The 25,498-nt window shown below is 57.6% G+C and carries 24 protein-coding genes; 13 read left to right on the top strand and 11 right to left on the bottom strand.

Translation table 11 applies throughout. The features are described from left to right. Positions 1–90 precede the first annotated feature (90 nt). The 4 genes from THISIDRAFT_RS09895 to nifE all read right to left on the bottom strand — a co-directional run bounded on the left by THISIDRAFT_RS09895 (position 91) and on the right by nifE (position 4,088). Positions 91–546, bottom strand: a complete 456-nt coding sequence (locus THISIDRAFT_RS09895; RefSeq protein ID WP_006787868.1) for a NifX-associated nitrogen fixation protein — start codon at positions 544–546, stop codon at positions 91–93. Between the two features lie 235 nt (positions 547–781). After that, positions 782–1,240: a nitrogen fixation protein NifX gene (nifX, locus tag THISIDRAFT_RS09890; protein WP_006787867.1), complete on the bottom strand. Its 459-nt coding sequence runs from the start codon at positions 1,238–1,240 to the stop codon at positions 782–784. 61 nt (positions 1,241–1,301) lie between these two features. Beyond that, entirely contained in the window at positions 1,302–2,681 is a 1,380-nt protein-coding gene (gene nifN, locus THISIDRAFT_RS09885; RefSeq protein ID WP_006787866.1) for a nitrogenase iron-molybdenum cofactor biosynthesis protein NifN, read from the bottom strand. Positions 2,682–2,714: 33 nt separating this feature from the next. Further along, on the bottom strand, positions 2,715–4,088 hold the full coding sequence (nifE, locus tag THISIDRAFT_RS09880) for a nitrogenase iron-molybdenum cofactor biosynthesis protein NifE (protein ID WP_006787865.1): 1,374 nt from the start codon (positions 4,086–4,088) through the stop codon (positions 2,715–2,717). Between the two features lie 515 nt (positions 4,089–4,603). On the opposite strand from nifE, the gene gspL reads away from it, so the two are divergent. From gspL to THISIDRAFT_RS09850, 6 genes are all read left to right on the top strand, one after another. Then, positions 4,604–5,881, top strand: coding sequence for a type II secretion system protein GspL (gene gspL / locus THISIDRAFT_RS09875; protein ID WP_006787864.1), 1,278 nt, complete (start codon positions 4,604–4,606; stop codon positions 5,879–5,881). Between the two features lie 19 nt (positions 5,882–5,900). Beyond that, on the top strand, positions 5,901–6,413 hold the full coding sequence (gene gspM / locus THISIDRAFT_RS09870) for a type II secretion system protein GspM (protein ID WP_006787863.1): 513 nt from the start codon (positions 5,901–5,903) through the stop codon (positions 6,411–6,413). Next, positions 6,410–7,192 carry a type II secretion system protein N gene (locus tag THISIDRAFT_RS09865; RefSeq protein ID WP_006787862.1) on the top strand — a complete coding sequence of 261 codons (783 nt, stop codon included), beginning with the start codon at positions 6,410–6,412 and terminating at the stop codon, positions 7,190–7,192. Before gspM ends, THISIDRAFT_RS09865 begins: the two co-directional genes overlap by 4 nt. 50 nt (positions 7,193–7,242) lie before the next feature. Continuing rightward, positions 7,243–7,992: an outer membrane protein assembly factor BamD gene (locus THISIDRAFT_RS09860; protein ID WP_006787861.1), complete on the top strand. Its 750-nt coding sequence runs from the start codon at positions 7,243–7,245 to the stop codon at positions 7,990–7,992. Between the two features lie 16 nt (positions 7,993–8,008). Next, positions 8,009–8,959: a GGDEF domain-containing protein gene (locus THISIDRAFT_RS09855; RefSeq protein WP_006787860.1), complete on the top strand. Its 951-nt coding sequence runs from the start codon at positions 8,009–8,011 to the stop codon at positions 8,957–8,959. Between the two features lie 85 nt (positions 8,960–9,044). Then, positions 9,045–10,109 carry a cobalamin B12-binding domain-containing protein gene (locus THISIDRAFT_RS09850; RefSeq protein WP_006787859.1) on the top strand — a complete coding sequence of 355 codons (1,065 nt, stop codon included), beginning with the start codon at positions 9,045–9,047 and terminating at the stop codon, positions 10,107–10,109. On the opposite strand, the gene THISIDRAFT_RS09845 is transcribed toward THISIDRAFT_RS09850, so the two are convergent. The 3 genes from THISIDRAFT_RS09845 to fnr all read right to left on the bottom strand — a co-directional run bounded on the left by THISIDRAFT_RS09845 (position 10,110) and on the right by fnr (position 13,619). Then, a complete protein-coding gene (locus tag THISIDRAFT_RS09845) occupies positions 10,110–10,556 on the bottom strand; it encodes a hypothetical protein (RefSeq protein WP_006787858.1) in 447 nt (148 codons plus the stop codon). An 18-nt stretch (positions 10,557–10,574) separates the two neighbouring features. Next, entirely contained in the window at positions 10,575–12,755 is a 2,181-nt protein-coding gene (locus THISIDRAFT_RS09840) for a Tex family protein (protein ID WP_006787857.1), read from the bottom strand. Positions 12,756–12,824: 69 nt separating this feature from the next. Then, a complete protein-coding gene (gene fnr / locus THISIDRAFT_RS09835) occupies positions 12,825–13,619 on the bottom strand; it encodes a fumarate/nitrate reduction transcriptional regulator Fnr (protein WP_006787856.1) in 795 nt (264 codons plus the stop codon). 253 nt (positions 13,620–13,872) lie between these two features. On the opposite strand from fnr, the gene ribF reads away from it, so the two are divergent. The 5 genes from ribF to THISIDRAFT_RS09810 all read left to right on the top strand — a co-directional run bounded on the left by ribF (position 13,873) and on the right by THISIDRAFT_RS09810 (position 17,792). Continuing rightward, on the top strand, positions 13,873–14,835 hold the full coding sequence (gene ribF / locus THISIDRAFT_RS09830) for a bifunctional riboflavin kinase/FAD synthetase (RefSeq protein ID WP_006787855.1): 963 nt from the start codon (positions 13,873–13,875) through the stop codon (positions 14,833–14,835). Positions 14,836–14,950: 115 nt separating this feature from the next. Next, positions 14,951–15,511 (top strand): LbetaH domain-containing protein, encoded by a 561-nt coding sequence (locus tag THISIDRAFT_RS09825; RefSeq protein ID WP_006787854.1) that lies wholly within the window; start codon positions 14,951–14,953, stop codon positions 15,509–15,511. 74 nt (positions 15,512–15,585) lie between these two features. After that, entirely contained in the window at positions 15,586–16,215 is a 630-nt protein-coding gene (locus THISIDRAFT_RS09820; protein ID WP_159098526.1) for a DUF1007 family protein, read from the top strand. After that, positions 16,215–17,273, top strand: a complete 1,059-nt coding sequence (locus tag THISIDRAFT_RS09815; RefSeq protein ID WP_040852598.1) for a nickel/cobalt transporter — start codon at positions 16,215–16,217, stop codon at positions 17,271–17,273. The genes THISIDRAFT_RS09820 and THISIDRAFT_RS09815 overlap by 1 nt, the downstream gene beginning before the upstream one ends. A gap of 6 nt (positions 17,274–17,279) precedes the next feature. Next, complete coding sequence (locus THISIDRAFT_RS09810) at positions 17,280–17,792, top strand: C40 family peptidase (RefSeq protein WP_006787851.1); 513 nt, start codon at positions 17,280–17,282, stop codon at positions 17,790–17,792. A 150-nt stretch (positions 17,793–17,942) separates the two neighbouring features. On the opposite strand, the gene THISIDRAFT_RS09805 is transcribed toward THISIDRAFT_RS09810, so the two are convergent. Beyond that, on the bottom strand, positions 17,943–18,626 hold the full coding sequence (locus THISIDRAFT_RS09805) for a hypothetical protein (protein WP_006787850.1): 684 nt from the start codon (positions 18,624–18,626) through the stop codon (positions 17,943–17,945). A 273-nt stretch (positions 18,627–18,899) separates the two neighbouring features. Here THISIDRAFT_RS09805 and THISIDRAFT_RS09800 point away from each other — a divergent pair, with 273 nt between their 5' ends. Both THISIDRAFT_RS09800 and THISIDRAFT_RS09795 read left to right on the top strand, forming a co-directional pair. After that, positions 18,900–19,376: a CYTH domain-containing protein gene (locus tag THISIDRAFT_RS09800; RefSeq protein ID WP_040852611.1), complete on the top strand. Its 477-nt coding sequence runs from the start codon at positions 18,900–18,902 to the stop codon at positions 19,374–19,376. Between the two features lie 95 nt (positions 19,377–19,471). Continuing rightward, positions 19,472–20,194 (top strand): response regulator, encoded by a 723-nt coding sequence (locus tag THISIDRAFT_RS09795; RefSeq protein ID WP_006787848.1) that lies wholly within the window; start codon positions 19,472–19,474, stop codon positions 20,192–20,194. A gap of 34 nt (positions 20,195–20,228) precedes the next feature. Here the strand turns inward: THISIDRAFT_RS09795 and THISIDRAFT_RS09790 are convergent, their stop codons facing one another. The 3 genes from THISIDRAFT_RS09790 to THISIDRAFT_RS09780 all read right to left on the bottom strand — a co-directional run bounded on the left by THISIDRAFT_RS09790 (position 20,229) and on the right by THISIDRAFT_RS09780 (position 25,348). After that, positions 20,229–22,814, bottom strand: coding sequence for a circularly permuted type 2 ATP-grasp protein (locus tag THISIDRAFT_RS09790; RefSeq protein ID WP_006787847.1), 2,586 nt, complete (start codon positions 22,812–22,814; stop codon positions 20,229–20,231). Between the two features lie 70 nt (positions 22,815–22,884). Beyond that, on the bottom strand, positions 22,885–24,126 hold the full coding sequence (locus THISIDRAFT_RS09785; protein WP_006787846.1) for an HDOD domain-containing protein: 1,242 nt from the start codon (positions 24,124–24,126) through the stop codon (positions 22,885–22,887). Next, complete coding sequence (locus THISIDRAFT_RS09780) at positions 24,119–25,348, bottom strand: HDOD domain-containing protein (protein WP_006787845.1); 1,230 nt, start codon at positions 25,346–25,348, stop codon at positions 24,119–24,121. The genes THISIDRAFT_RS09785 and THISIDRAFT_RS09780 overlap by 8 nt, the downstream gene beginning before the upstream one ends. Positions 25,349–25,498: the final 150 nt, after the last annotated feature.

The raw sequence follows: 25,498 nt of genomic DNA, 5'->3' as shown, positions 1-25,498 counted from the left end.
GGCTTGGCGCCCCTTGCGCAAGGTGTGGGGCTTGGTGGTATGAAAGCGTAAACAACGCTGCACACAGGCTGGGCCGATGCTGTCAGGTGGCTACATGCCCGCGACATCAGAATGCTTGCCGATGATATTGAGGGCCACGGACAAGATTTTATCGGCCTCGTCTTTCATCACTGACAGGCTGGCAAAACCAAAGCGATGGGCATCGCGCAGGGTTTTATCCAGCACGACCAGTTTGCCAACGGTGATGATGACCCGGCCAAAGCCCTCGGCGCTTAGATTCATCATCGGCACCGCAATTCGCCCGCATTCGCGCTCAATCAGGGCACACAGGGCGTTATAAAAAGCCTCTATGCGGCTCTGGGTGGCTGAATCCAGCGCGGCAGTGAGGGGGATGACCTGTTTGCGTTCCGGGCTTAGGATAAAAGGCTCAAGCAGGGCCTGTGCCGGGGCGCTGTCGTGTCGCCCGAGGCTGTCTTGCGCACGCAGTTGCTTGATCAGTTCCTTGAAAAATTCAGTTTCGAGTAAGGGATCGGGATGGTTTGCCATAGGTTTCTTGCTCTTGCTTAATGACGGAAAAAACGGCCCAAGGGCCATGAAGCCGGATTGCTCCGGCCATGTAACAGCTGCTGACCGGGTTATATGGCGGCATCTTCCAGGTGTCGCACAAGCGCGACGGCTGGAAGCCGCCGCCACGAGTTTCGCATAAAAGCGACGGCTGCCTGCCGCCACGGGGTATTGCTTAACGCCACAGCGAACGCAAGATGCGTCCGCCACGAGGATATCAATCCTGCCACTGACCTTTGGCGAGGGTGTCGAAGCGTTTCGGGTCTGCCTGGCGACGCGCCCAGGCATTGGCGACCCAGATCGGCGGGTATTTGCGCAATGATTGCTGAAGTAGCGCAATCAGGCTGTTGATCGGGATACCGGCCTCGACTTTGAGCGGTTGTACTCTCATTTCCAGCAGTTGCCGCACGGCTGAACCGCCAGCTGCCTGGCAATAGACGGCATCGCAGCCTTTCAGCGCTCTGAGTTTATCGCCCAGTTTTTCTTCATTGCCGTCTTGCTGGGTGGGGGCAAACTGGGCCGCTTCAATCAGGCGGGCGGTGGTTTCAGTAATTTCATAGATGGCAAATTTCTTTGCGGCACCGAAATGTTGATCCACATGCTGCAGATCACTGGTGGCAAAGGCCACTTTCAACGGTCGACGGATGTCTTGATGGGGGTTAAGATCATCACTCATGCAAACGCTCTCCAACGCGGCTGTATCAATCAGCCTGAGATGACATTGTAGGCGCATCGCGTTAATCCACCTGACAGCGATCCTCTGTGGGCGCGTAGATGGAGCGATACGGGGCAATGGCATGATGGTCATGAGCGAGGATCAGGTTAGCCAGGTCAAACAGGGTCTGGCGGGTGCCGCGATAGCCGATCCAGGTGCGCTGATGCCCACCGAGGATGTCATATTGCGGAAAGCCGGCGCGCAATAGCCCAATGCCTAAGCGTTGGGCCGAGGCTGCTGCGTGCGAATTGCCAATCAGCAGCTCGGCCTGATGGGTGCGTGCCAGCTGTTCTAAATCCTGCAAGTCACCGATTTTGATCTGGGCACACGCGGTCTGCTCCAGAATGGGTGCGCGTGCCGGGGCCACGGCAGCCACCACCTCCGCGCCCATGTCCACTAATAGCCGGGTGAAAGCGTGGAGCAAATCGGCATCCGCTGCAATAGCGATGCGCGCCATGCCGAGCATGAAATGCGCATCCAGCATGGCATCTTCCAGCTGCATCCGCTGGCGGCGCAGGCTGGGCGGTACCGGGCGCTGACTGATTTCCGCCAAACATTGCAAAAAAGTATCCACTGCGCTCAGCCCCATCAGGCTGGGAAAGCGATAATCCGGCACGCCGCTGAGTGCTTTGAGCTGATCGGCGGCCTGATCCATCGAGGCACCGATGACCAGTGTGGCGATGGATTGATCCAGTTGTGCAAAGGCATCGACAGGGGTGCCGCCGGTGGTCAATGGGGTGTGGCCGCTACTTTCCAGATGGCCATCCAGCGAGGTGGACAGATCGGGCAACACCACCGGATACAGACCAAAGGCTTCAATCAGCGCCTTGAGTTCTTCCACATCACCGGGGGTCAGGGAGGCACCGACCAGGACATTGACCTGATCGGCCTGACGCGGCCTGGCGGGCGCGGCGGGACTGCGCGGCTCAAGCAGTGTTTCGATCATGGCGCGAACTGCCAGGGCATAGCCGCTTTCAAAATCGCCCACATAATCGGGGGTATTGACCGCAATGACGCGGGTTTGCGCATACTGCGGATAAGCGGCGCGAAACTCACGCACCAGGCGCTGAATATCGGTGCCTTCGGTTTCTGACAGAGCCGTGGTCAACAGCCCGATCACCGCCGGTCGGGATTTCTCGCATAGGGTCGCTAAGCCCTCCAGGACATTCTCATCGGCCCCCATGACCGCGCTGATTTGCTCCATCGCGGTGGTTTGCAGTGGGATCGGTTCACGAAAGTGACGCACGAAAAACACCTTGGCAAAGGCGGTGCAGCCTTGCGCCCCGTGTAACATCGGGATGCTGCGATGCACCCCTAAAAACGCCAGCGCTGCCCCGGCAGTGGGGCTGGTTTTCAGCGGGCTGACGGATAAAGCCTTATGACGTTTGCTGAGCTGAGCCATGATGCAGATACCGTGAATGATGAAATGGGAGGGCTACCAAGGTGCCTTGGCGCGCAGTTGTGGCCAGATCGGACTTTCCAGGGTCAGGGCCAGTTGCCGCGCCAGGGTGAGCATCCCGGCATAACCGGCATAGCCAAACTCACGCTCCTGATTGAAATCCAGAAAGGGCACACGCGCCTTCAGTGCGGTGTACATATTGCGCCCCCCGGCAATCAGAATATCGGCGCGGTACTCCTCCACAATACCCAGCAAGGCTTTGGGGTTACCATCTTCAATCATCTTGGTATTCTCCCCCATCAGCTCGCGGATGCGCGCCTTATCTTCCTCGGTGGACTTGCGCGTTCCGGTCGCAACCACGTCCATGCCCAAATCCTGCAAAGCCGAAATCACCGACCACGATTTCACCCCGCCGGTATAGAGCAATACCCGCTTGCCCTGCAGGCGTTCGCGCCAGGGTGCCAATGCGGCATGAATCTGCGCCTCTTCACGGGCAATCAGCGCCTCGGTACGGGCCACCAGATCGGCGTCATCGAGCCGCTGGGCAATATCACGCAGGGCCTGTGAGGTATCCGCAACGCCGTAAAAACTGCCCTCAAACCAGGGCGTCCCGTAGCGGCTTTGCAATTTGCGGGCAACATTGATCATCGCCTTGGAACACACCACCATATTCAGCGCGCTGCGGTGCATGGTCTGCACCTCACGAAAGCGCGCATCACTGGACAAACTGCCCAGCACCCGCAGCCCCAATTCATCAAACAACGGCAAGACCTGCCAAAACTCACCGGCGATGTTGTATTCGCCAATCAGACCCAGATCATGCACCACAATGCCGGGGCGCTGGGCGTGTTCCGGGATGGGGTCGGGCTCGCGGGTGCCGATGACATATTTCACCATCGCCTCACCGGCAATTCGGTTACCCAGATTCTTGCTGCCATAAAAACCGGCGGCATCCACCGGCACCACTGGCACTCCGAAATGCTGCTCCGCCGATTTGCACAAAGCCTCCAGATCATCACCAATGAGCGCCGGAACGCAGGTGTTATACACAAACACCGCTGCCGGGGCCTGCTCCTCAATGGCCTGCTTGATGGCATAAAACAGGCGTTTTTCCGAACGCCCCATGATCACATCCTGCTCGCTTAAATCGGTGGTCATGCCCAGCCGATACAGCGTCGGCCCAGAGGAGCGGGTGCCCCGGTTATCCCAGGAATTACCGGCACAGGCAATCGGTCCATGCACAATATGCGCAACATCGACAATCGGCAACAGGGCAATCTGCGCACCATCAAAGGCACAGCCCCCGGCACTGGCCCCCGGCTTGGGGCGCGCGCAGCCAGACTTGGATTTTTCGTTATGCTCGCACGCCGGTTCTTGCAAAAGCGCACTGATCTGTTTGGCAGCTATCATGGTATTTGTGAGATCGCTAAGTTATTAAGTGAGGTATTGATTTGTTATTGTTATCGGGTCATGCCGACCACTGCGCTGCATGACCTGCAAAGACTGCATACAAAACTCAGGCCAATTGCCTAAATCCTTGTATATCAATAAAATAAACCTGTCTCCGCCTGTGACAAACCCGACAAAAACCACCCGCGCCTGTCCTGAAAGCAACGCCGGACAGATTGCGCCACATACTCGGGAGCGCCAAGCCCCGGCTCGGCATAAAAATCCGCACCTTGCTTGATGAAACGTCGGCCTACCCGCTCAATCCATGTCCACGGTGCGGGAATCCCCTTGCGGGGATTTGCAGGGCGCCGCTATACTGGCCACCCGCTTCAGGGAAGGAAGACATCAAATAGGGTGCCTTATCCCTTATCATGTTGCGCAATTTGCTGCATTTACACGGCGCGCCGGGTCTGCTCGGCGGCGTGTACGCTGCTTAGCCATCCATCAACGCTCAATGCCGCATATCCCATGCCTTTATGCTGATTCTCCGCCTTGTTTGTGATCTAAGCCACATCCCCTGGGTACAGGTGCATGAGGGCGTTGTGCGTGCGCAGGGTGTGGATAGTCTGGCGCATCTGGGTACAACATACGCCACGGAGCGCTGTATCGTGCTGGTATCTGGGCAGGCGGTCTGGTTGACCGGGGTGGAGGTGCCGCCACGCCTGGGGCGCGCCACGCAACAGGCTATTCCCTATCTGCTCGAAGAACAATTGGCCGAGGAAGTCGAGGCGCTGCATTTTGTGACGGGGCCGAGAACGCCTGACGGGGAGCTGATGGTGGCCGTGGTGGCCAAGGCGCAGATGGCGCAATGGCTAGGTCAGCTGGCCGAGGCGGGTCTGAAGCCTCATGCCCTGTTGCCGGAGAGCGCCTTGCTTTTTGATGGTGCCCTGGCGCAGCAGGCCAGCGCGCTGCCACCACAGTTCCCTGCGGCGGTTAATCCGGTAATGCCGAAAGCCTCATGGCAGCTGTGGCTGGATGCTGAGCAGGCTTTTTTGCTCGCGCCTAGTCACTGGATGATGGCGTGTGCGCGTGAGGAGGCGGCGTTTTTTCTGGAATTGCGCTGGCGTGAGCATGAATCTGCCGATCTTCCTGATCCATTGATGGTGTTTCACGCCGCTGGCTCAGCGACCATCGCCCTGCCTGCGGAGATCCCGCAAGACACGCAGGAACTCAAGACCTCGCTGTTGGGCCTGTTTGCGCAGCGCCTGGCGCAGCCCGCCCCCCCGCTGCCCTTTAATCTATTGACAGGCCCCTATAGTCGTCAGGACAGCTGGCGGCGCTATCTGGCGCCCTGGCGGGTAGCGGCTGGGGTGCTGGTGGCCTGGCTGGTGCTGCAATTTGTCAGTCTTGGGGTGGAAATCCAACAGCTGGAGCGTGAATCAAACCGCCGTGACCAACAGATGCAGGCACTATATCAGGAGGTGTTTGGCCCCGGCCCGGTGGGTGATCCGCGCCGCCAGATGGAAAGCGCGTTATTGGGCTTGCGCAGCACCCAGGCTGCCGGTAGTGGCGATTTTGATGTCTTGCTGGCGGGGGTGACACCGGCATTGCTGGCGACGCAGGGATTGAGCATCCAGGCGCTACGCTATAGACCTGGACAGATTGATCTGGATCTGCTGCTCCCCAATCTGCGGGCACTGGATACGCTCAAGCAGCATCTGGAGCAGGCTGAGACCGCGATGCGCCTGGAGGTGCAATCAGCCACTGCCCTGGAAGGGCGGGCTGAGGCGCGCATTATCTTGCGCAAAGGCTGATATCAGGATATTGAGAATAATGACCTATCAAGCGCGTTTTAAGGTGTGGTGGCAAGACTTAAGTCAACGTGAGCAGCGTATTCTGCTGCTTGGGGCGTTGAGTCTGGCGCTGTTTTTGCCCTATGCCACCATGTGGCAGCCACTGCAATCCCGGCTGCATCATGTGCATGAGCGGCTGGAACGCCAACAAGCCGATATTCTCTGGATGCAGCAGACCGCCCAAGAGATCAAGGCCCTGCGCGGCAGCAACCCCACGCATCAGTCAGCTACGGCAGCCAGCGGTCAGTCCTTGCTGGGATTGATCGACAGCACCGCCCGCACCGGGGCGCTGGCGGGGACGGTGCGGCGCATTCAGCCAGAGGGGCAAAACACGGTGCGGGCCTGGCTGGAAAATGTCCCCTTTGATGACTTGCTGCATTGGCTGGCATTATTGCAACAGCAACATGGCGTGAGGATTACCGGCGTGGTGATTGATCGACAAAATGAGGCGGGGCTGGTTAGCGCCCGCATTGCATTGGAGCGTGCGGGATGAAATATTCACGGCAAATACTGCTGTATCTGCTACTGGGTCTGGCCAGCTATCTGTTGTTTTTGTTGTTCACCTTGCCGGCGACTACGGTGTACGGAATCGCCGCTGAGCGCGGCTGGATACCAGAAACGATCGAGGCGCAGGGATTATCCGGAACTCTGTGGTCCGGTCAGGCCACTCACCTCAGGATACGCCAACTGCAGGTGCAGCAGGTGCAGTGGCAATTCCAGCCCAGCCAGCTGTGGCGCGCCCAGGCCCGTTATGCCGTGAGTTTCCGCCATCCGCAAGGCCAAGGCAATGGTACCCTTGCCTTTAGATTTCGCTCAGTGGATGTTTACACGGTGCGCGCTGAATTGCCCGCCGCCGAGGTGGCTCGCGCCGTAGCGACCATCCCCTTGATTCTGGAGGGGCAGATGCTGCTGGATGCGCCTCGGCTTCGCTGGAATTATGCCGCCCGTCTGATTGAGGCCGAAGGCGTGCTGGGCTGGTTGAATGCCGCCGCAGGGTTTCCGCGCCCTCAGCCGCTGGGCGATGTGCGCGCGGATGTACATACCGAAGATGATGGCACCTTGCACGCGGTGGTGCGTGATCAAAACGGGGCGCTGGGGGTGCAGGGCGTGATGGTGTGGTATCCGGATGATCGCTATGAGGTGCAGATTGATCTTGAGCCCAACCAATCAATGAGCCGCGAATTACATGCTGTTCTGCGCCTGCTGGCATCCCAAGGCCCTGATGGGCAGTATCAATTGCGCTATTCCGGGCAGCTTGGGCCGTATCATTGAGCGCCTGCTACGCCATCCCATAAACCCTGCTGTTATGGATCAAGACCCTCATGTCCGTTGTGCGATCGACCGCAAACCCCTTGTTAATCAGCCTGATCTGCATCTTTGCGTTCACGGCATGCAGCACTTCGCCAAAGCGTACTGTGCCGGATGAAGCCACGCTGAGCCATCAACTAAGTCAAGCGCTGGCGCAAGAAGATTGCGCGCAGGCCGCGCAGGCTTTGGCGCGTTTGGAAACCAGCCCTCAGCTAAGCCCGGCGCTGCGCCTGCAAACCGCCTATGTCTGCCTGCAAGCCGGTGCATTTGACATTGCCCTGGCTCAGGCGGGGGCGGTGCGCAAGCTGCCTGACGCATCCCACGCCGATTATGCGCTGTATCTGTATGCGGTAGCCGATTACACACAATGGCAGCATTCCAGGCTGGCTACCCCCCAGCAAGATGCCGTCGAAATTGTCACCATTCGCCGCCTGTTCGGCCAATTTCGTGAATTGGCCACGCGCTTTCCCGAGTCCCGCTATCGCGAACAATTGCCGCCTTATTTGCTTGAGCTGCGTGAGGCGCTGGCACGGGCCGAGTTGGGACTGGCAAATGCCCGTTTTGCCGAACAGCGCTATGCCGAGGCCTTGGCACGGGCTCGCTATATCAGCGAGCATTTCAGTCGTACCCAGGCACATCCCTATGCCCTGGCCCTGATGTTTAAAAGCTATCTGCAGCTTGATCAGGCCGTCCAGGCACAGCAGGTGCGCCAAACCCTTGAAGCCCAATACCCTGATCATAACCTTGTAAACGCATTGCCGTAGGATATCGTCTGCTGCAATGAACCTTAGTCCACAACAGTCTGCCGCTGTGCTCAACCATCTGCTCCGCACTCCAGCCATTGCCTTGGTGTTGCTGGATCAGGATGGGGTGATCCAGGCCTGTAATCCGGGGCTGTGCGTTTTGCTGGGCAGTGAATCCAACCCGGTCGGAGAGCGTCTGGCCGATTATCTGGATCGTGCCGGAGGACTGTTGCTGATGCAACTGTTACAGGGGATGCAAATGCAGGGACGTGTATCGCTGGGGGCGAATGGCCTGAATATGCCGGTGGATTGTCAGGTCTTGTCTGCGGAGGATTCCAGCCATTGCCTGTTGTGGATGGCGCTTAGCAGTGACGGCGAAAATACCGCCGAACTGATGCTTAAAATCTCCGGTCTGAACAATCAGCTAGTCAATACCGTGCGCGAGATGCGGCGCAAGCAAAAAGCCCTGGAACAGGCTAACGTCACCATTAACAAACTGCTGCATCTGGATACCCTCACCGAGCTGGCCAACCGGCGCTCGCTGATGCATCATTTAAACGAATACCTGCAAGATCGGCGTTCTTCCAATCCCTTTTCCCTGGTGATGCTGGACATTGATCATTTCAAAGCCATCAATGATACCTATGGCCACGACATCGGCGATGAGGTGCTCAAGGCGGTGGGCCGTACCTTAAGCCAGGGAAGCCGTGAAAAGGACCTGCCCGCCCGCATCGGCGGCGAAGAATTTGTGATTCTGTTGCCCGCCACCGATCAGCAGGGGGCTTTTATCTTTGCCGAAAAAATCCGTACCATGAGCCGCTTGATTCAGGTACCCGGTACAGCGCACCATATCACCATGAGTTTGGGCGTCACCCAAAAACAGCCCCAGGATACCCCGGCCAGCATTCTCAAGCGCGCCGATAATGCCCTGTATCAAGCCAAGCGCAGCGGACGTGATCAGACCGTGTTATATCAAGCCGCTGGCTAAGCCCCGTGGTGGCATCTGGAAGATGCTGCTCCCAGAAAACCACACCGGGAAGGTGTCGCCACATGTTGACCCGTGAGAAGCTGCCATGTCTGATAATGCTTTACAGATTCCAATCCCCAAAGAAGTTGCTTCCATGTACCGCAATAACTTGCCCTGTCTGCTCAATGCCGTGGATCAGCAGATGAAGGCGAACCCGCAGATTCAGGCGTGGATTGGGGATTCCTTTCCGCTGATGCAAGAGGAACAGCGTAATCACGGTCTGGTGGTGTCCGAGGCGCTGGAGCTGGAAACCTTTGAGCTGTTGTCAGAGACCCTGCCCTGGCGCTATCGCAATGACATTGCCAATGGCTTTAGCGCGGATTATTTCCCGGCGGCCTTTGATGCCTGGATTGCGGCGGTGCGTAGCCAGTTGCCCACCCAGGCCGCGACCCCCTTGGTGCAGTTGTATGACTGGATGAAATCCCGCCATGAAGAACATATGCGCCAAGCGCGTGAACCGCTGGATTGTATCAGCGAGTCACTGTCACCGGCAGGCGAGCAGTTTCTTGAGCTGATTTTGGCCGGTGAGGTCAACGGGGCTATGCAGATGGCAGAATCCCTGGTACATAACCCGCAGGAGCTGGAGCATTTTTATCTGGATGTGATTCAGCCGGTGATGTATCGGGTGGGCGCTTTATGGGAGATGGGGAAGGTGTCGGTGGCCCGCGAACATCTGGCGACCAGCGTGGCTAATCGCATTATGGCCAATTTTTATCTGCAACTGGCCTTTGAAAACGGTCAGCGAGGCACCGCCCTGGTTGCCTCTTCGCCCAACGAATACCACGAACTCGGGGCGCGCATGGTGGCCGATATTCTTGAAATCCACGGCTGGTCAACGATTTTTCTCGGTGCCAACACCCCGGCAGACAGTCTGGTGAGCATGATGGAAGAAACCCGACCGAATTTCATTGCCTTATCCACGACCTTGCCCTTCTCGTTAACCACCCTGAAGCGCACCATCTCGCTGATCCGCCGCAAACAGCCGGATATTCCCATCATGGTCGGCGGACAGATTATCTCGCGCATCCCCGCGCTGGTATCGGTGGTTGGTGCGCACGGATGTGCGGCCAGTGCCAGCGATGCCGTCGCGCTGGCCCATCAATGGCACTGATCAGCGCTCGGGTAACACCTTCAGGCCGCTGATATCAATCTTGGGTTCCGGGATCTCCGTAGGCTCGGCCAGAATGGCCCCCGGTTCTGCCAGACTCAGACCGGACAGATCCACCGCCGGGGGAGCAACCGCCTTGGATTCGCTCAAAATTACGCCGACCGGGGCGATGGTCCAGTCCGGTGCAGCGGCTTGAGGTGATGGCGTGTCGGTTGTCGGCGGATGTTCATCCGACAGACGTGTGGCCGCAACTCCGGCCTTGGCCAGGGCGGCGAGGTATTTTTCCGCCGTCGCTTCATCCAGGCCGGTTTTGATGGTGATGGGCTGTCCACCCAACAGCGCGGCGGCTTTTTCTGTGGGCAATTTGAACAAGGCTGCCAGACGCGCCGCAGCTTCTGGCGTTGCTACGCCGGGCAAGGTCTGCCCGGTCAACCTTATGGCATACGGCATCGCCGCCCCTCCTGTGATTTAGCGCATACGCATCGACAAGGCGATACGCTTGCGGGCCAGATCGACCTCTTGCACCTTCACTTTGACAATATCCCCGGCCTTGACCACCTCGCGGGGGTCTTTGACGTAACGATCTGCCAACGCCGAGATATGCACCAGACCATCCTGATGCACGCCGATGTCTACAAAGGCGCCAAAGTTGGTGACATTGGTAACCACCCCTTCAAGCATCATCCCCGGCTGTAAATCCTTGAGTGCCTCAACGCCTTCGGCAAAGCGGGCGGTGCGAAATTCCGGGCGGGGGTCGCGGCCGGGTTTTTCCAGCTCGCTGAAAATATCACGCACCGTCGGCACACCGAAGCGTTCATCAGTATATTTTTCGGGTTTGAGTCGCTTGAGTAAGGCTGTATTGCCGATCATCTCGCGCACCGTTTTGCCGATGTCTTGCGCCATCCGCGCCACCACCGGATAGGCCTCGGGATGCACCGCTGAGGCATCCAGCGGATTATCGCCGGTCTGAATGCGCAAAAAGCCTGCCGATTGTTCAAAGGCCTTGGGACCCAGGCGCGGCACTTTTTTCAGCGCCTCACGGTTAGGATACGGCCCGTTGGCATTGCGATATGCGACAATATTGGCCGATAAGCTCGTATTCAGGCCGGAAATACGCGCCAATAGCGCCGGGGAGGCGGTGTTTACATCCACCCCCACGGCATTGACGCAATCTTCGACCACATCATCAAGGCTTTTCATCAGCCGGCTTTGATTGACATCATGCTGATACTGCCCCACGCCGATGGATTTGGGGTCAATCTTGACCAGTTCGGCCAGCGGGTCTTGCAGACGGCGGGCAATGGAAACGGCACCGCGCAAAGACACATCCAGCTGCGGAAGCTCTGCCGAGGCGATTTCTGAGGCCGAATACACCGAGGCCCCGGCCTCGGATACCATGATTTTCACCAGACGCGGCAGACGCGCCCGCTTGAGCAGTTCATCGGCTAAGCGATCGGTTTCACGGCTGGCGGTGCCGTTGCCAATGGCAATCAGCTCAACCCCATGCTTTTGAATCAGTTGTAGCAAGGTATTCAGCGTCCCTTCCACATCCCGGCGCGGCTCAAAGGGATACACGGTCGCGGTATCCACCACCTGCCCCGTGGGATCAATGACCGCCACCTTCACTCCGGTGCGAATCCCCGGATCAAGCCCCAAGGTGGGACGCGCACCGGCGGGGGCCGCCAAGAGCAGATCGTGCAGATTGCGGGCAAAAACCCGAATCGCTTCTTCCTCGGCGCGCTCACGCACCGCATTCATCAATTCCAGCTCAAGCTGCAAGGCAATCTTGACACTCCAGGCCCAGCGCACCGTTTCCAGGAGCCAGGCATCAGCCGCCCGCCCCTGATCCTGCACCTTGAAATGCGCCGCAATGCGCCGCTCACAGGGGTGCGCCGTGGTGCGCACACTACCATCGACCGGATCATCATCCAGACCCAGACTCAGCCGCAAAAAGCCCTCGTTACGCCCGCGAAACAGCGCCAGGGCACGGTGTGAGGGGATTTTTTCCAGGGCCTCGCGAAAATTGAACCAATCGCGAAATTTAGCCCCGGCCTCTTCCTGTCCCTCGATCACGCTAGACACCATCACCCCATGCCCCTGCAAATACTCACGCAACTGCGCCAGCAAGGCGGCATCCTGGGCAAAGCGTTCCATGAGAATCTGCCGCGCCCCGTCAAGCACCGCCTTGACATCAGCAAAACCGGCCTCGGGATTTAAATACGCCTGGGCGCATTGCTGCGGATCCTGGTGAGGATCCTCACACAGCGCCAGCGCCAGCGGCTCAATACCCGCCTCGCGGGCAATCTGTGCCTTGGTGCGCCGCTTGGGCTTGTAAGGCAGATACAGGTCCTCCAGATGCTGCTTGGTGGCGGCGTTTTCAAGTGCCTCACGCAAGACATCAGACAGCTTCCCCTGCTCCTCGATACTGGCCAAAATGGCCTCGCGGCGCTTTTCCAGTTCACGCAGATAACTCAGGCGTTCTGCCAATACGCGCAGCTGCGCATCATCCAGACCGCCCGTAGCCTCCTTGCGATAGCGGGCAATAAACGGCACCGTCGCGCCTTCGTCTAACAGTGTGACAGCAGCGGCAACCTGATGCGCTCCCGCGCCTAATTCCTCAGCAATACGGTGTTCAATCGGGGCTAACATGCGGATCTATGGCAAATGATTAAGGTTTTTCATGCCATCTTGTCTGGCACAAGACAGCACATCAGGGTATCAGATCAAGGGTGGCTGCAGCGGCGGAAGATCCTGGTTCTCAGGTTGACAGCGTTCCTGGATGCGATGCACCCCGGCAATCTGGCGTAAAGGCTCAAGCCGTTCAATGGTGACCAATTTGCGTCGCACATGCACAATGCCCGCGTTCTGAAAGCGGGTAAACAAGCGGCTGACAGTTTCCACCGCAAGCCCCAGATAGTTGGCAATATCGTTGCGCGACATGGTGAGATAAAACTCCTTGTGAGAAAAGCCCCGCGCCCCCAGGCGGGTTGACAGGCTCAACAGGAAAAAGGCCAGACGGGCATCGGAGGATTTTTTCCCCAACAGCATCATGAAATGCTCATCGGCTTGAATCTCGCGACTCATGATCCGAAACAATTGATGCTGCAAGGCGGGAATGCGCTGCGACACCTCTTCCAGGGCCTCAAAGGGCATCTCGCAAATGCTCGTGGTTTCCAGCGCCTTGGCCGAACACGGATGCAGCCCCCCATTGATGGCATCCAGGCCCAGCAATTCCCCCGGCAGATGAAAGCCGGTGATCTGCTCCTGTCCATCATTGGTGACGGTATACGTCTTCACCGAACCGGAACGCACGGCATACAGCGAGGTCATGCGATCCCCCGCCACATACAGGTGCTCATTGCGCTGCAGGGGGCGTTTACGGTCAATGATGCGCTCCAGCGCTTCAAGCTCCTCGGCGCTTACGCCAAGCGGCAAGCACAGATCAGACAAACCGCAATTCTTGCAGGCTTGCTTGAGAACCTTCAGGTCTACAACATTCGGACTATTATTCATAAGAGCGTGACGGTCACCTAAAGTGGACAGCGAACGCGGGCATCAGTCTTTTGGCTGCAAGATACCTGATTGCGGTACAAGGATACAAGCATTCCCGCACTTTCCGCCAAGGACCATGGACTACACGCCTGAATTTATACGCCACGTCCGTTTGCACCGTGGCATGCAGCGAAATATAGCACCCTGATTTGCGGGTCTTAACGCCTGTCGGATAATCCGGTTACAATGGCGTCATTTTGGCTGGCTGATTCCCATGGAACTGATTCGCGGCGCGCATAATATACGTCCTCGCCATCGTGGCTGTGTGGCGAGCATTGGCAATTTTGATGGCCTGCATCTAGGGCATCGGGCGGTGCTGGATCTGCTCAAACGACACGGGCAGGCGCTGGATCTGCCGGTGCTGGTGATTTCTTTTGAGCCGCTGCCTCGGGAGTTTTTTCTGGGTGCGCAGGCGCCGGTACGCTTAAGCCGTTTTCGTGACAAGGTGCTAACGCTGCAGCAGTGGGCGGTGGATCGTTTACTGTGCCTGCCTTTCAACCAAAGGCTGGCCCAGATGCAGGCGCTGGATTTCATCGAGACGCTGTTGGTCGAGGCGCTGGGGGTGCGCTATCTGGTGGTGGGCGATGATTTTCATTTTGGACGGCATCGCCAGGGCAATCTGCAGACCTTAAGCGAGGCGGGGCAACGCTATGGTTTTGGGACCCAGGCGATGCCCCATTTTGATGTGGCGGGTAGCCGCGCCAGCAGTACCCGCCTGCGCGAGGCTTTGTTGCAAGGCGATATGCACATGGCGCAGCGTTTGTTGGGGCGTCCTTATCGCCTCAGTGGGCGGGTGATTCATGGTGACAAGCGTGGGCGTTTGCTCGGTTTTCCGACGCTGAATCTGCGTCTGGGGCCACAAAAGCTTGCGGCGCAAGGGGTTTATGCGGTTGAGGTACACGGTGTCGCGGCGTACCCGCTGCCGGGGGTTGCCAATCTCGGTAATCGTCCGACGGTGGATGGTCTGCAAAGTCGCCTGGAGGTTCACCTGCTGGATTTTTCAGGAGATCTGTATGGGCGGCAGGTGCATGTGGAGCTGCTGGCGCGGCTTCGCCCGGAGCGCCATTTTGAGAACCAAAGCGTCCTGCAACAGCAAATCGGGCACGATTGCCTGGCGGCACGCCGCTTTTTTGCCGACCGGAATGGTGCCAGTGCGCCGCTAGGCTTAAGCACTTAAAACTTGCAAATACAATAACTTTAATGTAAAAGCTAGAAATAACATCATTTAATTTTTCGAGTGGCGCGCAGACACGCGATAGCCAACGGTTGCCACTCAAGCGTAAGGGGAATTCATGATCCGTAAAAATCCAAGCGGCGATTTGCCGGTCGTCGCGGAGTCGGCCTTTGTCGATCCGACCGCAATTTTGTGCGGCAAAGTGATTGTCGGCGAGAATGTGTTTATCGGCCCGTATGCGGTGATCCGCGCCGATGAGTTAAATCCGGAAGGCGGGATGGAGCCGATTATTATCGGGGATAATTCCAATATCCAGGATGGCGTGGTGATTCATTCCAAATCCGGGGCGCGGGTAGAGATCGGCTGTCAGAGTTCGATTGCGCATCGTTCCATTGTGCATGGCCCGTGTCAGGTGGGAAACCGCGTGTTTATTGGCTTTAATACCGTGCTGTTTAATTGCACGGTGGGCGAAGGGGCGATGATTCGCCATAATTCTGTGGTCGAGGGATGCACCATCCCGGCACATTTTTATGTGCCCTCGGCAACCCATATTCAATCCAATGCAGATCTTGAACTGATTGATCGCATTACTCCCGATGCCGCCAATTTCTCTGAAGATGTCGCCCAGACCAATATTGATCTGGCGCGCCGCTATAAGCGTATCCAAAACGAACTATGAGGCGTGCAGGCAGGCTAGATAAGGGGCACGCAGCGCAGCGGCGCTTTGCGAAGGCCAAAGCCGGGCGCCTGTGGATGTTACTGGGTCTGCTGTGCTGGCTGCTTATGCTCCATCCTGCCAGGGCCCATCCTCATGCCTGGATTGATCTGCAGGTGCGGGTGCTCAGTGATGCCCAGGGACAGGTCACCGGTTTGCGTCAGTATTGGCTGCTCGATCCGCTGTATAGCATGATTTTGCTCGAAGAAATGCGCGAGGATGCGCACGGCGATACCTTGCAGGAAAAACTCAATGACATCGGCGGGCGGATGATCCGCAATCTCAAGGACTACGCCTATTTCACCGAGATGGCGCTCAATGGCAAACCGCTGGCCGTTCGTGGTATTGACAATCATCGTTTGAACATTGAGCGTTCGCGCTTGCAGCTGGGCTTTGATCTGTTGCTGGCACAACCTGTGACCCCTACAGCGCAGGCACCGCTGCATTATCAAATCTATGACCCCACCTATTACATCGAAATCCTGCATGAAGCGGATACCGATGCCGTCTCCTGGGACAGTGCACGCTTGCATTGTCAGCTACAGATCAAGCCGCCCAACCCCTCCCCTGCTTTGGTGGCGCGGGCTGCGGCACTTGATATCAACGAAATCAGCGACCCCGATCTGGGCAAGCATTTTGCCGAATTCGTGGAGCTGCGATGCGAATAATGCGTACATGGATAAAGCGGCTGTGCGTGCTCGTGGCGATTGCACTCCTCTTTATTCCCTTGATGACGGGGGCCAACGATAGCCCTACCGGATATGCACCACAGGCTGATGATCTGAGCGTGTGGGAACAGGCCACCCAATGGGTATTGGCCAAGCAGCGCGAGTTACACCGCGAACTCTCCACCGCCATGCAGGCGGTGCGCGAGGCGCCCGAGCTTGCCACCATCACTACGCTGATTTTAATCAGCTTTTTTTACGGCATTTTTCACGCCGCAGGCCCTGGGCATGGCAAGGCGGTAATCACCACCTACCTGCTCACCCACCATCAGCAGCTCCGGCGCGGGGTCTGGCTGTCTTTTCTGTCGGCCATCGTCCAGGGAGTCAGCGCGATTGTGCTGGTCTTCGTCCTGGTCAAACTGTTTGGTTGGCTGACCCGTGATGCCTTGGCGCAAGCCGATACAGTTGAGCGCTTTAGTTTTATCCTGGTCAGCCTGCTGGGGCTTTGGCTGGTGTGGCGCGGCGGCAAGCCTCTGTGGGCCCATCTGCGCCGACCAAAACCGACACCCAGCACGCCCCCACCTGCACCCGCATCTGCGCGGGTTATCCCCATCCAGGCAGCCCCCCAGCAAGCCACTCCCACACCTACGCATAGCGCACACTGCGGCTGTGGCAATGCACATCATATTGATCCGCGCACCCTGGATAAAGCCGATCGCAAAACCATGCTACTGGTGGTGCTGGCGGTTGGTATGCGTCCGTGTACCGGAGCGCTGGTGGTGCTGGCGGTTGCGCATCTATTGAATTTATGGCTTGCCGGGGTCATGGCCGTACTGGCCATGTCCCTGGGTACCGCAATCACGGTCTCGCTGCTGGCCGTGATTGCGGTCAAGGCGCGCCATCTGGCGAGCCGTTTGGTCGGTGGCGAGCATTCACGCTGGCCACTGCTGGGTCATTTCGCCGCGTTGGCGGGTGGCCTGTTGATTTTATTCATCGGCCTGGCCCTGCTTTATGGCAGTACCGTCATGCCGCCTCCTCCCACTCACCCATTCAAGTTATAAACTATCATGCATACAACGGAACGATTACCGCTGAAACGACTTGCTTGGCTTTTGGTGCCGCTTTTATTGATAAGCGCCTGTACTTCAACGCCGCCGCGTCCGGAAAAAACCGCGATGCCGCCGCCAGCATTCACTATCCCCAGCGTCAGTGAGGCACTGGTTGAAGCCGCCCGGGCACAACTTGGCACGCCCTACGCCTGGGGTGGACAACACCCCGCCGAGGGCTTTGATTGTTCGGGGCTGGTGAACTGGGTATACGGGCAATATGGGCTGGCACTCCCGCGAACCACCCAGGATCTGATCAATGAAGGACAGGCTGTTGCAGATAAACAACCTCAGGCGGGCGATCTGGTATTTTTCAATATCATCCAGCGTAACCGCCCCAGCTTGCATGTGGGCATTGCCACCGGGGATGGCAGCTTCATCCACAGCCCCCGCCCCGGCAGCACCGTGCGCGAGGACATGCTCCTCAATCCCTATTGGCACCAGCGCCTGATTGATGTACGTCGGGTGCATTAACCGTCACATCCCTACGCAGCGGCGCTATGCCGGAAACATCGCGTATCCGTGCCTGAGATAATCTTAGCCAATGGCCTTTCTCTCAGGCACTTTCTCACAACTCCCGCCGTCGGCGCTGTGCCGGACTTAAAAATCCAGACAAAACCTGGTTCAAAGCCGCTCTACGGCAAAACTGATGGCGTAGCGTTTGTTTTTGCCAAAGAGCAGCACCAAACGCCCGCCGGGGCCATGGCTTTCCAGTCCCAGTTCTTTGGCTTTGAACAAAGCTTTGGCTTTGTGCAAACGGCGCAGGGTGGTTTCCACTGTGCCTTCATGGCGGCGGATATACAGATTCAGATCCGGGCGCAGATCGCCGCGTATGGTGTGTTCTTTGGGTTTGACGTGAATTTGGGTTTTCATATTGCCCAGAAAGCCCGCCGTTTCCATCTTGAACAGCTGCTCTAGCACCCGCTGCATCCCTTGATCGGGGTCTTCCTTGAGATACAGATTCCACAAAAAGCGACCGATGCCGTACTGGTCACTCCACCAGCCGCTCTCCTGATTGAGCACATGCACCCCTTTAGGGGTTAAGCGATACGCGCCCAGGCCGATATCATCGGTGAGAATCTCAAAGCTGACCTGTTTGCAGCCCAGATGGCGGTGTTGATTTTTGACCAGCAGGGCGGAATTTTTAGGCGTCAGCAGTTTGAGTGCCATGCGATCACGCGGCTGTAGCGGCTGGCCGCGTTGTTGTTCCACGGTACGAATGATGTCCAGCGCACATGCGGTGATCAGCTGCTGATCACGCACAATCAGCGGGGATTGTCGGTGTTGCGTATGCTCCGAGGTATCCATGGTAATCAGAACCCGGCGCTCGCCGAGGAGCGCAGTTTGGTTATTGGCAATAATGGTTGTAAAGGCAGCGGATTATCACAAAACTTGCAAGGATTATACCGAAAATATGGGCTGAACTAGGCCAGCAAGCTGCCCGCTGAGGCGTCAAATTTTTGACCTGCTCCTTGCTCCTGGTCGCCTGATCTACAAACAGCAGCCTGCAGGCCGTCTGTAACAGGGCCTGTGCTACAATCGCTGCCCTTCATTTTTGAAAAAGCAAGGGTGGTTGTGGCTGTGGGACAGGAAATAGAGCGTAAATTTTTGGTGGTATCCGAGCAGTGGCGGGATGCCGTGGTGGCGCATGTGGTGTATCGCCAGGGCTATCTGTGTGGCAATCAGCGCAGTTCTGTGCGCATCCGTGTGTCGGATCAGGAGGCGCGTCTGAATATCAAAAGTGCAACCCTGGGGATTGAGCGCCAGGAATATGATTATCCGCTGCCGCTTGAGGATGCGCATACCCTGCTTGATTGCCTGTGCGAGCAGCCCTTGATTGAAAAAACGCGCTATTATGTTGATTATCAAGAAAAGCGTTGGGAGATTGATGTATTTGCCGGGGACAATGCGGGCCTGATTGTGGCTGAGATTGAGCTGGCGTGCGTCGATGAGACCATTGCGCTGCCGCCGTGGGTGGGTGAGGAAGTTTCGCATGACCCGCGTTATTATAATGTCAGCCTGGTCAAGTATCCCTATAAAGATTGGGTTCGCCCATAGCGAAGCAGGAAAGATCGGCCTGCTTTCTTAATCTCGCGCTTGGTAGGGTTAGGATGCTTTTCCTATGCGCACCTCAAAGACACGAGTATTTTGGCATGACAATCACACCTCTTTGGGAAAACGAATGGCAACGGATTGATGTTTTACTGGTCGATGATCACAGTATGATTCGGCTTATGTTGCAGCGTTTACTGGAGGAACATGCTAAGGATACCGGCATTCGCGTGGTGGGGAGCGCCGCTACTGGCGAAGAAGCCTTGAAAAAGCTTCCGCAGCTGCGCCCTGATGTGGTGATTATGGATATCAATATGCCGGGTATGGGGGGGATGGAGGCCACGCGCCGGGCCCTTAAGGTCCTGCCGGGGGTTAAGGTGATTATGTTGACGGTGCTTGAGGATGGCCCGTATCCAAACTGGTTGCTTGACAGCGGTGCCAGCGGCTATTTGTCCAAGGGCTGTGATCTCGAAGAGCTTGTCCAGGCGATTCACATGGCCATGCAGGGGGAGCGCTATCTCAGCCCGCCGATTGCCGCCCGGCTGGCGCTACGCCGTGCCCTCCCCATGCAAAGCAGCGCGGTGCTGTGCGAGCTTTCGGCGCGGGAGCGTCAGGTGCTGGTGATGCTGGTAGAAGGGCATAAGGCCAGCGTCATCTCCCGGCGGCTCAATCTGAGCCAGAAGACCATCAGCACCTATAAGCAGCGTCTGCTGGAGAAGCTGGACTGTCGCACGGAGATGGATCTGTTTCGCCTGGCGGTGCAAACCGGCCTGACCCAGTGTGCGACCGATCCCGCCACGCACAGCCCGCATCAGGCTGAATAGCAATGGCGATATTTGGCAATATGGCCATTGCGGTTCAGGCCAGACGATGCTGGCTGTGGCCAAACGCGAAGTAGGTTTCAAAGAGGGCTAAGGCCGCTTGCGTCAGGCGATCTTGCTGATAGGCGAGGAGTTGATCAAGTGCGTGGCGTTGTGCCAATTCGCGATCGGCACAGGCCAGTTTGGCAATGTCGGCCAGGCGCAGTGCGGTGCGGGCCTCAATTAGCGGGTGTTCCACAGCGGTAAGGCGTGGGCCGGGGTGATGATGCGGCATGGTTTTGGCGTGCTGCTCCAGGCGTTCCAGCTGAAACAGCAAGGAACGCGGGTTGCGTTCATCCAGCAGGATCAGATCCAGCACGCGGCACACCTCGGGGGTGGTTTTCTGATGGGTGGTGCGATAGGCCGACAGGCTGTCGGTATATTCCAGAATCGCCTCCAGCAAAAGCATTTCGGTGGGGTCTGAATCGGCCAAGCTGGTTGCTTCTGTGATGGTTTCGGTGCTGCGCAGATTGATCAAGGTGGCGCGCAGCAGGGCGCACAACAGCCAGCCGCGCTCCAGTCGCCGCCCAGCATCGAGAAAGGCCCATTCCAGGGTGTGCGGGGTATTTTCCTGTGCCAGGCCGGCTAGGGCCAGCAGTCGGGTTAATAGTTGATCAAGGCTGGCGCGCAGCTGTTCTAAGTCTTGGGTGTGGGTCTGCTCCAGGCTTTTTAGCTGCTCGCGCAGGTCTGCCAGCACCCGCCAGCTATCGCTGGAGATGCGATCACGCAGCGCGTAAGCCGAGCGAATCAAGGCGTTCAGGGTAAAACTGACCGTGCCGGGGCGCTGGACATTGAATACCAGGTCGGCCAGCTCCGCCTCCGGGGCGCTAAAACTGGCATTATCCGGGGGAATGAAGCCGGGATAGGTGGTGGTCACATGGGTCAGCGCCTGCAGCAGACATTCCAAGGCTCCCTGATCGTAGGTGGTGGCGCTTTCCAGGGCCAGGCGGCGACGCTTGAAAATCACCCGCAACAACCTCGGCGTGGCTTCGCCGCGCTCGGCATAACGTCCCAGCCAGAAGAGATTTTCTGCCACCCGGCCCGGCAGCGGGGTGTAGTGTCCTGCGCTTGCGGGGCTATGCCGGGGGCTTTGCGGGCTGTGCTGTTTTTCCGGCTCAGAGGCCAGGACCCAGGTGTCTTTGCTGATGCCGCCCTGCTGATTGGAGACCTGCGCGCTGTCGGGCTGTCCGGCCACACGGGTCAGACCGCCGGGCATCACCACATAGTCGTCCTCCCGCGCACATAAAAAGGCCCGCAACAGGCCCTGACGCGGCTCCAGGTGTCCGGCCTCATTCAGGGTAGGCAGGGCCGCCAGAGGGAGGATTTCTTGGGCGGCAAAGCCTGCGGGGTTGTGTTTAATCCGGGCGATGAGCTGCCGGTAATTTGCCTGATTCAGCTTGGCCGGATAAATCGCGTGCAGGGCGGCGTCGTAGCGTTCCAGGGCATACACCACCAGCTCGCGCAAATGACTCAGGACATAGTGACAGGCGGTTTTCTCCCCGCACCACCAAGTAGCCACACTGGGCAGACGCAGCTCATGACCAAGAAAGTGGCGCGCCAGGCGGGGCAGGAAGGCCAGCAGTGCCGGGGATTCCAGAATGCCACTGCCCAGCGGATTGGCAATGGCCACATTCCCTTCACGCACCGCCTGCACCAGACCGGCCACGCCCAGACGGGAATCCGGGCGCAGTTCGAGAGGATCGCAGTAGCTGTCATCCACGCGTCGCAAGATCACATCCACCGGTTCCAGCCCCTGCAGGGTTTTCAGCCATACCCGTGCATCAGAGACCAGCAAATCCTCCCCTTGCACCAAGGTATAGCCCAGATAATTGGCGAGATAGCCGTGTTCAAACCAGGCCTCATTCCAGGGACCGGGAGAGAGTAACACCACCCGTGGCTCACGCTGCATAGGGCGGGCCAGGCGGCTTAATGTCGTGCGCAGGCTTTGAAAGAAAAAGGCCAGGCGATGGACCTGGGAATCACGATACAAGCTGGGCAATACCCGCGATAAAATCACGCGATTTTCCAGGGCATAACCGGCCCCAGAGGGCGCCTGGGTATGATCGGCATTGATCCAGATCTGGCCATCGGCGGTGCGCACCAGATCGGCGGCATACAGCGTCAGCGCATGCGGGCTGTTAAAGGTCCCATCACAGGGGCGCAAAAATCCCGGATGCCCCAGTACGACCTCCGGCGGTAACAACCCCAGACGCAGGAGACTGCGCGGGCCATACAGATCCTGCAAAATCAGATTAAACAGCTCGGCGCGCTGAATCAGTCCGGCCTCAATCTCGGCCCACTCGCTGCTGTCAATCAGCAGTGGAATCAGATCCAGCGGCCAGGGGCGTTCATTACCTTGCGGGTCGGAATAGACATGATAAGTGACCCCGCTTTCGCGCAGCAGGCGGCGGGTGGTGCGCTGGCGTTCACACAGCTGCTCTGGCCCCAGTTCATGCAGGGCGGCCAGCAGATGTTGCCACGGCGGGCGTAGCTGAGCGGTGGACGCATACAAGGCATCGTAGCGTTGCGCAGACACCGAGTAGGCATGAAGCGGCGCCGTCTGCGCGTCAATCTCACCGTGCATCAGCGTCGTTCCGGGTCAGTGTCGCAGACACAACAGTGGCCAGAGTCTGATCAAAGCGGCGGGAATCGCGTTACTTGGCCTGGAAAAGCGTCAGAATGGCGTTGATTTCAGCGAGTGAGTCAGTCACTGCCTTGCACTCCAGCGGTGTCTCGGGCAAGGGCGGGGGCAGGCCCAGCCGGGTGAAGGCGGGTACCTGATCGTAGCGCGGCAGGCCGGTTTCACCGAATTTTTGCAACTCACGGTAGAGCCTGGCAACAATCACAACATCGCAATAATCCGGTTTGTTCTGCGTGGTCTTACGTTGCCAGTCGCGTGATTCGCGCGCCACCTGACTGATATCCGGCCCCATGCCCCAGGAGTTGACCACCATCTCGCCCACCATATCATGCAATTTAGTGGTGATCTTGACGATCTCGCTATGACTTGGGTTGAGACCCTGCTGTTGCAGGTAATTGAGCACCGGGACCTCGCCGATATCACACAAAAGCCCGGCCAGCATGGCATGTTCCGGGTCTATGCCGGGGCGTTTGCTGTAGCTAGCAATGGCATAACTCAGTGCCGAGACATGTACGCTGCGCTCCCAGAGTTCATGCATATAGTCGCGCAACACCGGCGATTGGCTCTGAAAGACCTGCTTAAGGGCAATGCTTAATACCAGCTTGCGCGTGGCATCGAGGCCCAGGCGCACAATCGCATCGCGCACATGCGCCACCGATTGGCTCCCGGCGTACAAAGCGCTGTTGGCCGCCTGCAAAAGACCGGCAGTAATGCCCAGATCCATTTGCACGATACGCGCCAGCTGGGTGACATCTACATTCGGGTCATTGACGGTCCCCTGCACCTTCACCGCCACTTCAGGCAGCACGGGAAGTGTAAGCGTTTTGCTCAGGCAGGCCTGATAAATCTGCAAAAAAATCTCATTTTCCGTGTCACTGAGCTCGACATCTTCAAGTTCATAGCCGGCCTTGTTCTGATGCTGTTTTAAGGTGTCGTAGAGATTACGATCCAGACGCAACAAGCGCCCGCTGGACCCGGCAACGGCCTGATCTTTAAGCTGGGTATCTGAAAAAATCGGCTGGCGGGCGCGGGCTGAGCCGGCCTGGAAAGTCTCGGTTTTGCCATTGGACAAGACCCCCAGCGTCCCCTCAATCAGATACAACAGCCAGCGATGTTCCTGTGCCGCATTAAGTTTTTCCCCGGCTTTTAGCGGAAGATACTGGGCTTTTTGTGCAAGGCGTTCGCGGTTTTCCGGAGTCAGTTCTTCCACCGGCGACAGTGTTTCAAGCAATCCTTGGAGACGTTGATCAGACATTAAGCACCTGTTTAATGGCATTAAGTTCATGCTCGGCTTCTTTGAGCAGCCGCAAGTTACAGTTTTCGTCCATCATACCCAAGTTAAATTTCTGGAAGGCAGGTATTTCATCAGGACGTGGCAATGGGGTGGCGTGTTCACTCTCCTGCAGGTTGAGCAGGCGCGCTATGATGACCAGATCACAGTAATCCGGCGGGGTGTCTTTATCGCGCTGCCAATCGTGGCTTTGTTCCACCACCGCGACCAATTCAGCATCCAGCCCCCAATAATTGGCCACCATCACCCCGGTCATGAGGTGCAACTTGTTGATGGTTTTTTCCAGCACGGCGGCTTCCAGATTCGCCTGATGTTTGGCAATGTAGTTAAGAATCGGAATCACCCCAATCTGATGAATCAGCCCGGCCAGCAGGGCGCGCTCCGGTTCAAAACCGGGGATGCGGCGGGCCAACACAAAACAAATCGACGAGACATTGATGCTTTGCGTCCAGAGCGTATGCATCCGTTCACGCACGGTCGCAGAACTGGTCTTAAAGCAGTGGCGCAGGGCGATATTACTGGCCAGCTTGCGGGTGGTGTTCAAACCGATGCGCAAAACCGCATCGCGAATATTGTCAATCTTCTTGGTGCCGCGATACAGCGGGCTGTTAGTGGCATGAATCAAGGCCCCGGCAATCGCCGGATCCATCTGAATCACCTGCACCAGCTCGCGGATACCCACCTCGTCATCCTGGGTCATCTGCTGGATACGCACCGCCACCTCCGGCATGGAAGGCAGATCCAGGCGCTTGGCACGGGCCGCCTTAAGCACCTCTTCAAAGACACTGGTTTCCTCAATATTTGCCTCCACATCCTGCACCTTAAAGCCTGCGGTGCGCTCCTGATTTAACAAGGCATTGCAGGCCCGGCGATCCACTTTAAGCACCTTGCACGGGCTTTCCGCCACCACAAACTCGCCCGCCAGACGTTCGCCAAACAGCGGCGTCAAGGCACGCGGCTCGGCGCTTTTGATATTTTCAGCCACACCGCGAGACACCAAGGCCACCCGTCCTTCGATCAGATATAAAAACCACTCCTTCCAATCACTGGCATCAAGCTTATCACCGGGGACCAAGGCGTCTACATGCGCGGCCACCTCAAGCAGTCTGCGCCGCTTCGGCTCACTGATTTCCACTAACGGTGAGAGATTGGCATGAATCAGCGCATCAATATGTTCAACAGGCATGGTTCCTAAAACCTAATTTCTTGAGGGATCGCTGAAATTTTACATCTTTTTGCCCGGCCTGCGTAAGTTTGGCGCGCAGTCGCACCAAGCCCAAGGCTTAAAAGCTCGCCTCCAGAGGCCATGAGATGGATTTTTGAGAATGAATCGCAT

Origin of the sequence: Thiorhodospira sibirica ATCC 700588, assembly GCF_000227725.2 — a bacterium.
GTDB lineage: Bacteria > Pseudomonadota > Gammaproteobacteria > Ectothiorhodospirales > Ectothiorhodospiraceae > Thiorhodospira > Thiorhodospira sibirica.
This window is presented reverse-complemented; position numbering and strand designations above follow the sequence as displayed.

Bases quoted from the DNA above. Each gene is read 5' to 3' on its own strand.
- THISIDRAFT_RS09895 (WP_006787868.1), bottom strand. From the start codon at position 546: ATGGCAAACCATCCCGATCCCTTACTCGAAACTGAATTTTTCAAGGAA.
- nifX (WP_006787867.1), bottom strand. From the start codon at position 1,240: ATGAGTGATGATCTTAACCCCCATCAAGACATCCGTCGACCGTTGAAA.
- nifN (WP_006787866.1), bottom strand. From the start codon at position 2,681: ATGGCTCAGCTCAGCAAACGTCATAAGGCTTTATCCGTCAGCCCGCTG.
- nifE (WP_006787865.1), bottom strand. From the start codon at position 4,088: ATGATAGCTGCCAAACAGATCAGTGCGCTTTTGCAAGAACCGGCGTGC.
- gspL (WP_006787864.1), top strand. From the start codon at position 4,604: ATGCTGATTCTCCGCCTTGTTTGTGATCTAAGCCACATCCCCTGGGTA.
- gspM (WP_006787863.1), top strand. From the start codon at position 5,901: ATGACCTATCAAGCGCGTTTTAAGGTGTGGTGGCAAGACTTAAGTCAA.
- THISIDRAFT_RS09865 (WP_006787862.1), top strand. From the start codon at position 6,410: ATGAAATATTCACGGCAAATACTGCTGTATCTGCTACTGGGTCTGGCC.
- THISIDRAFT_RS09860 (WP_006787861.1), top strand. From the start codon at position 7,243: ATGTCCGTTGTGCGATCGACCGCAAACCCCTTGTTAATCAGCCTGATC.
- THISIDRAFT_RS09855 (WP_006787860.1), top strand. From the start codon at position 8,009: ATGAACCTTAGTCCACAACAGTCTGCCGCTGTGCTCAACCATCTGCTC.
- THISIDRAFT_RS09850 (WP_006787859.1), top strand. From the start codon at position 9,045: ATGTCTGATAATGCTTTACAGATTCCAATCCCCAAAGAAGTTGCTTCC.
- THISIDRAFT_RS09845 (WP_006787858.1), bottom strand. From the start codon at position 10,556: ATGCCGTATGCCATAAGGTTGACCGGGCAGACCTTGCCCGGCGTAGCA.
- THISIDRAFT_RS09840 (WP_006787857.1), bottom strand. From the start codon at position 12,755: ATGTTAGCCCCGATTGAACACCGTATTGCTGAGGAATTAGGCGCGGGA.
- fnr (WP_006787856.1), bottom strand. From the start codon at position 13,619: ATGAATAATAGTCCGAATGTTGTAGACCTGAAGGTTCTCAAGCAAGCC.
- ribF (WP_006787855.1), top strand. From the start codon at position 13,873: ATGGAACTGATTCGCGGCGCGCATAATATACGTCCTCGCCATCGTGGC.
- THISIDRAFT_RS09825 (WP_006787854.1), top strand. From the start codon at position 14,951: ATGATCCGTAAAAATCCAAGCGGCGATTTGCCGGTCGTCGCGGAGTCG.
- THISIDRAFT_RS09820 (WP_159098526.1), top strand. From the start codon at position 15,586: ATGTTACTGGGTCTGCTGTGCTGGCTGCTTATGCTCCATCCTGCCAGG.
- THISIDRAFT_RS09815 (WP_040852598.1), top strand. From the start codon at position 16,215: ATGCGTACATGGATAAAGCGGCTGTGCGTGCTCGTGGCGATTGCACTC.
- THISIDRAFT_RS09810 (WP_006787851.1), top strand. From the start codon at position 17,280: ATGCATACAACGGAACGATTACCGCTGAAACGACTTGCTTGGCTTTTG.
- THISIDRAFT_RS09805 (WP_006787850.1), bottom strand. From the start codon at position 18,626: ATGGATACCTCGGAGCATACGCAACACCGACAATCCCCGCTGATTGTG.
- THISIDRAFT_RS09795 (WP_006787848.1), top strand. From the start codon at position 19,472: ATGACAATCACACCTCTTTGGGAAAACGAATGGCAACGGATTGATGTT.
- THISIDRAFT_RS09790 (WP_006787847.1), bottom strand. From the start codon at position 22,814: ATGCACGGTGAGATTGACGCGCAGACGGCGCCGCTTCATGCCTACTCG.
- THISIDRAFT_RS09785 (WP_006787846.1), bottom strand. From the start codon at position 24,126: ATGTCTGATCAACGTCTCCAAGGATTGCTTGAAACACTGTCGCCGGTG.
- THISIDRAFT_RS09780 (WP_006787845.1), bottom strand. From the start codon at position 25,348: ATGCCTGTTGAACATATTGATGCGCTGATTCATGCCAATCTCTCACCG.